9 protein-coding genes are annotated in these 5490 nt (G+C 70.8%); all 9 read right to left on the bottom strand.

Annotated elements, in window-relative coordinates:
* The coding region (locus tag M6444_RS17095) for a hypothetical protein (protein ID WP_298330118.1) at nt 1-361 on the bottom strand (361 nt) is incomplete at its 3' end.
* A complete protein-coding gene (locus M6444_RS17090) occupies nt 358-1110 on the bottom strand; it encodes a hypothetical protein (RefSeq protein WP_298330116.1) in 753 nt (250 codons plus the stop codon). The genes M6444_RS17095 and M6444_RS17090, both read right to left, overlap by 4 nt.
* A gap of 2 nt (nt 1111-1112) precedes the next feature.
* A complete protein-coding gene (locus M6444_RS17085; protein WP_298330114.1) occupies nt 1113-1502 on the bottom strand; it encodes a hypothetical protein in 390 nt (129 codons plus the stop codon).
* A complete protein-coding gene (locus tag M6444_RS17080) occupies nt 1499-2293 on the bottom strand; it encodes a ParA family protein (protein WP_051518398.1) in 795 nt (264 codons plus the stop codon). The genes M6444_RS17085 and M6444_RS17080 overlap by 4 nt, the downstream gene beginning before the upstream one ends.
* A gap of 82 nt (nt 2294-2375) precedes the next feature.
* Entirely contained in the window at nt 2376-2756 is a 381-nt protein-coding gene (locus M6444_RS17075) for a single-stranded DNA-binding protein (RefSeq protein WP_298330106.1), read from the bottom strand.
* A 40-nt stretch (nt 2757-2796) separates the two neighbouring features.
* Nucleotides 2797-3057, bottom strand: a complete 261-nt coding sequence (locus tag M6444_RS17070; protein WP_298330104.1) for a hypothetical protein — start codon at nt 3055-3057, stop codon at nt 2797-2799.
* 41 nt (nt 3058-3098) lie between these two features.
* Nucleotides 3099-3353, bottom strand: coding sequence for a glutaredoxin family protein (locus M6444_RS17065; protein ID WP_298330102.1), 255 nt, complete (start codon nt 3351-3353; stop codon nt 3099-3101).
* Nucleotides 3354-3843: 490 nt separating this feature from the next.
* Nucleotides 3844-4116 carry a hypothetical protein gene (locus M6444_RS17060; RefSeq protein ID WP_034722272.1) on the bottom strand — a complete coding sequence of 91 codons (273 nt, stop codon included), beginning with the start codon at nt 4114-4116 and terminating at the stop codon, nt 3844-3846.
* A gap of 158 nt (nt 4117-4274) precedes the next feature.
* Complete coding sequence (locus tag M6444_RS17055; RefSeq protein ID WP_298330095.1) at nt 4275-5162, bottom strand: ArdC-like ssDNA-binding domain-containing protein; 888 nt, start codon at nt 5160-5162, stop codon at nt 4275-4277.
* Nucleotides 5163-5490: the final 328 nt, after the last annotated feature.

Below are 5490 nucleotides of genomic sequence, written 5' to 3'. Positions count from 1 at the left end.
CCGTGACGTCGCGGGCCTGGGGCGCGGCGGGGAAGGAGGCCGCGCGGGTGACCGTCACGGTGCCGGCAAGAGGGACCCGCTGCCCCTCGGGGCTGAGGGTGAACGCCTCGACGACCTCGGCCCGGTCCAGCGGGATGCGGTAGTGCTGCTCGCCGTCGGGAAACTCGTCGTCGAGCTGGGCGTCTGCGGCGTCGACGCGCACGTGCACGACGGCCTCGCCGTAGCCGGTGGCCTGGCCGTCGACGTGGGTGGAGACGAACGCCTCGCGGGTGTTCTCGCGGGTCAGGAACTGGCCGGTGGCGACGATGGCGCGGGCGGCGTCGACGTTGGTGCGGTGGTACAGGTCCAGTGGCTGGCTCATCGCAGGGTCTCCTGCGCGCGGGCGGTGTAGGTCAGTCCGGCCCGGCGCAGCGCCTCGGCCGGGGTGCCGGCGCTCCAGTCCGGGGCCTCGCCGGTCATCGGCAGCGGGGTGCGCGCTCGGGCGACCTCGTGCAGCTGGCTGCTCAGGTAGTCCCACGTCTCGGTCTCGCCGCGGACCAGCTCGACCACCTCGACGTCGCACGTGACGCCGTGCTCGGTCAGCGCGGCGCGCACCGCGGCGGTGTAGGCCGTCAGATAGGCCGCCTTGTCCTGCTCCCACAGGGTGTCGATGGCCTCGGTGATGGCTGCGGCTTCGGCGGCTTGGTCCTCGGTCAGGGTCTCGTCGCTCTCGCGCGTAATGGCATCGGCACGCTCCTCGTCGTACATCTGGGTCAGGCCGAAGTCGTAGAAGGTGTCCTCGACGTCGAGCACCAGGCGCACCGGCTCGGTGCGCCAGCGCAGCAGGTCACCGGGCTCGGTGCCGGCGGTGCTGTGCACGATCTGGCGCACGTAGTCGGCTTCCCACGATCCGGGCCGGCCGGCCAGCAGCGCCTCGACGCCGCCGACGTTGGCCGCCACGGTGGTCAGCACGTGACAGGCGATCTCTGCGAAGTCGACAGGCTCGACCTGGGCGTGCTCGGTGCCGGCTCCGCGCACCCGCGTGCGCCGGGCCGCGGCGGTCAGTGCCGTGATCGCCTGGGTGATCGGGTCCGGGCTCTGCTCGGTGGTCATGTCCTCGTTGCTGGTCATGGCTACCCCCCCATCGGTCGGCCCTGGGGTAGCTCGCGTGCCCCCACGGACGGGAACGGCTTGCCGCCGTTGTACTTGGCTTCCAGTCGTTCGACCTCGGCCATCACGGCGTCGTTGATGAACTGTGACAGCGTGCGCGGTCCCTCGGTGGTCATGGTGTGCAGGATCGCCCCGCGCACCCGGCCGGTGTCCTCGGGGTCCTGGTAGAAGGAGACCTTGTGGCGGTACTTCGTGGCCTTCTTCCGCGGCCGCGGTGCCTCCTCCTGACGCTCCGCACCCGGTGGTGCCGTCTCGGGTTCCTCCTGGGTCGGTGGTGTTGGCGGTGCGACGGGGCTCTGCCCGGCCAGGCTCGACCGGCGCGGGGCCGGTCTGCGGCTGCTCGAGGTGGTCATGACTCTCCTTCGATGACGGTCAGGTGGTCGGTGTAGAGCGCGCCCAGCGCGGCGGCCTCGGCGCTGCCCCACTCGTCGAGGCCGCGGGCGGCCTCGGTGGCGTCTGCGATGACGACGCGCTTGGGGATCGGCGGGGCCAGGACGCGCAGCCCGCGGGTCTCGGCGGCGGTGTGCAGCTCGTCGAGCCACGTCTGTCCCGACACGGTGCGCTCCTCGTGCTGGTTGACGACCACGCCGGCCACGCTCAGGCCGGGGTTGTAGTAGCGGCGCACGTTGTCGATGGTGTCGAGCAGCTGGGCCAGGCCCGACAAGCTCCACTGCTTGGAGTGGGTCACGATCACCACGCCCTGGGCGGCGGTCAGTCCGTTGATGGTCAGCTGGTCCAACGACGGGGCGCAGTCGATGAGGATCACGTCGTAGTCGCCGGCCACCTCGGCCAGCGCCTCGCGCAGCCGGCCCTCACGGCCGGCCCCGGCGATCACGAGCTCATCGCGCACGTAGCCCAGCGTCACCCCGGACGTCGGCACCACGTCCAGGCCCGGCCACACGCCGGGCACGATGACGTCGGCCACGGTCTCCGGGGCACGGGCGCTGAGCGCGTCGGCCAAGCCCGCCTGGTCCTCCCCCACCGGCTCGGCGGCCGCCACGGCGGTGAGATTGCCCTGCGGGTCGTTGTCCACCACCAGCACCCGCCGGCCTTGCAGCACCGCGGCGCGGGCGAGGTGGAACGTCGTCGTGGACTTGCCGACGCCGCCCTTTTGGTTGCACAGGGCGTAGATACGAGCGGTCACGGTAATACCTCCAATAGGGTCCAGAGTACTCTTAGGGGTGCGGCGCTCACCAATGGAGCACCGCACCCCTGTGGCCGCTGACTCAGAACGCCGGCTCGTGCTCGTCGACCCGGCCGGCCCGCTCGACGCTGACGGACTGGCCGCGCAGGCTGACGGCGACCTCATCGGCGCGCACCTCGTGCTGGATGCGGGTGCCCTGCTCCCCGCGGTACTCCGTGACCCGGTAGCGGCCGGCGAAGGTGACGCGCACGTTGCCGCTGCGCTCGGCGGTCTCTACCAGGGCGGTGGCCTGCGCACCGCTCACGGCGACGTCGTAGGCGATGGGCGGCCCGTCGGTGTAGCTGCCGTCCTCCTGGCGGATGCGGTCGGAGACGATCACGCGGGCGTAGGTGTAGGGGCCACGCTCTCCCTGGCGCAGCTCGGGGGCGGCGGCGAGGTTGCCGGTGCGGACGATGTAACTCATGGTTCCTCCTCGGTTCGGGGTTGCAACTCGAATAGTACTGTTAGGGAGAATGGTAGTGCAAGGGGGCCGGCCGCTCCACCTCCAATCGGTGACCGTCCATCTGCGAGGGGTAGAACACCCACTCGATGCCGCTGGCCGGGTTCGGGGGCTCCAGGCGCACGCCGTGCACGGGCGATCCGGGGGCGATCGGGCCGAGGGCGTCGGTGACCCGTAGCGGGGTGCGGTAGCGGCGGCCGTCCAGGCTGAGGATGACGTCACCGGCGCGCAGGTCCGCCAGTCGGGTGAGGACGATGGTCGGCATGATGGCTCCTGCCTCTATTAGTACTGTTAGGGGGAACGGGGTCACTCGGTGCGGGTGGCGATGCGGGCGATGTGGTCGGGGCGGAAGCCGGACCAGTGGTCCTCGCCGGTGCCGTCCTCGACGACGCACACCGGGGCCTCGGAGTAGCCCAGGTCCTCGGTGACGTACTGCCGGGCGGCGGGGTTGGTGCGGATATCGACCTCGACGAAGGGCACGCCCTTCTTGGTCAGCGCCGACTTGGTGACGGTGCAGCGGCTGCAGCTCGGGCCGGTGGTGTAGACGGTCACGCTCAACATGGCAGGGTCCTCCTGTCGGTCATTCTTTCGGCTCGTTCCTGATAGCGGAGCATGGGCCGCCGGCAGCGTCCCGGAGTGCAACCCGTAGGGCGGCGGGGGAGAGAAGTTCGGCGCGAAATAAGGGAGCGAAGCGACCGCGTGCCGAAGTTCTCGGCGGAGCCGGCGGCGCAGCCGCTTGCGCGCAGGGCGCGGCGGCCATGATGGAGCGCCAGGAACGAGCAGAAAAACACATCCGCAGCCGCCGGCCGGCAGGCCGGCGTCCGTGTGCCCGCGCGCGCTCCGTCGCGGGCGGGCCGGGGTGCGCGAGGGGTGGCGGCCCCTCGCCCACGGCGGACCTGGGGCGGTCGGGCGAGGACGAGGGGCCTGGTCGTGACGCTATCGGTGCGCGCGGACCTGGGGCAGCGCTGCTGCCTCCCGCGGCGTCCGTCGGCACGCCCCCATTCCGCCGCACCCCTATTGCCGCCAACAGTACTGTTCGGGCTGATGGCGGTCACTGTTGTGCGGGGGCCTGATTCCGGCTGATCTGCTCGCACAGGGCCGCCAGTCCGCCGGCCTGCCGGCCGCGGGCCAGGCACTCGGGGCACGTGGTGTGCTGGCTGCTGAGTGTCCACAGCTTGGCTCCTTTGATCTGGCCGGCCTGGCTGACGTCGAGGAAGTCGCGGCCGCAGGCGGTGGCGAAGTTCGGCAGGATCATGTGCACGACGTCGGGGGAGTCCTCGGCGGCGAGGACGTCGAGCAGGTCCGGGCCGTTCATGGCGTCCACTGGTCGGCCTCCCCGGTGTCGTGGGCTTCGTAGGTCCGGCCGGTGGCCGGTCCGATGATCCGGGTGGTGCGCATGGTTCCTCCTCGGGCTGTTCCTACCTCCAATAGTACTATTACCGTCACCGTGCGGCAACGGCAATAGTACTCTTGGGGGTTTTTCTAGGCGGCCTCGGTGGCCTCGCCGGTCTCGGTGATGGCTTCGGCCAGGGTGTGGGCGGCGCGCAGCACGCGGCCGGCGGTCTCCTTGATGGTCTCGGCTTCGCCCTGGCTCCATCCGGCCACGTAGCCGATGCTGTAGGCGCTGGTGTCCAGTCCGAGAATCCCGGCGACGACGTAGGCCACGGACTCGGCCTCGGTCTCCTTGATGCCGCGATGGGTGATGTACTCGGCCGGGTCCTCCTTGGCGTGCAGGATGACGTGCGCGGCCTCGTGCAGGGCGGTCTTGGCGGCCTGGGCGGGGGTCAGGGCTGCGTCGACGACGACGCGGCGGGTGCCGTCGGTGGTGGTGTAGCCGTTGGTCTCGCCGGGGATCGGCGCGCGCTCGACGGTCCAGCCCTGGCCGGTGAGGTAGTCGGCCACGGCCTCGAAGATGCCGAGCGGGTCGTCTCCGGTGAGGCGGTGGGCGATGGTGCTGGGGTCCTCGGCCTCGGGGTCGATGGGGTCGGTTTGGCTCATGTCGAACACGGAGACGGGGAAGAATCGGGTGCGGCGGGTCTGCTTCTCCTCGCCGGTCTGCTCGTCCTCCTCGGTGGTTACGACGTCGCGGCCGCCGAAGATGCGGATGCCGCGCTCACCCTTGCGGACCTGGCGGCCGAGCTTCTGCCAGGTGCGGTACCCGGCGACGTGGGTGGCCTCGGGGCACTGGGCCAGGATTAGCAGGAGGTTGCCCAGGCTGTAGCGGTGGAAGGAGCGAGCGAAGTCGAGGAAGCGGGTCCACGCCTCGGAGTTGCGCAGCTGCTCGACCTGCTCCGCGATGGAGGCTTGCAGGGCCTCGGCCTCGGCGCGGCGCTGCTCGGGGGTCTTGGTGTTCTTGATCTTGCGTGCCATCGTCCTACCTCCGGTGACGGTGTTAGTACTATTCCGGGCCGTCTGCCTGACCCCTCCTCCACGTTTTTGCCGTGAAGGCACGAAGTGCCATTCAGGGCGAGAGGAGGGAGTGCAACCCGTAGGGCGGCGGGGGAGAGAAGTTCGGCGCGAAATAAGGGAGCGAAGCGACCGCGTGCCGAAGTTCTCGGCGGAGCCGGCGGCGCAGCCGCTTGCACGGACGACGACGCCCGTAGAATGCCGCAGGCTTCACGGCGAAAAGCGTGCGCCGCAGGCGCGATCACAGCCGGCCGCGCAGCGGCCGTCGAGCACGGCCCGCAGGGCCGCCCGC

Origin of the sequence: Haloactinopolyspora sp., from assembly GCF_027324685.1 — a bacterium.
Lineage (GTDB): Bacteria > Actinomycetota > Actinomycetes > Jiangellales > Jiangellaceae > Haloactinopolyspora.
This window is presented reverse-complemented; position numbering and strand designations above follow the sequence as displayed.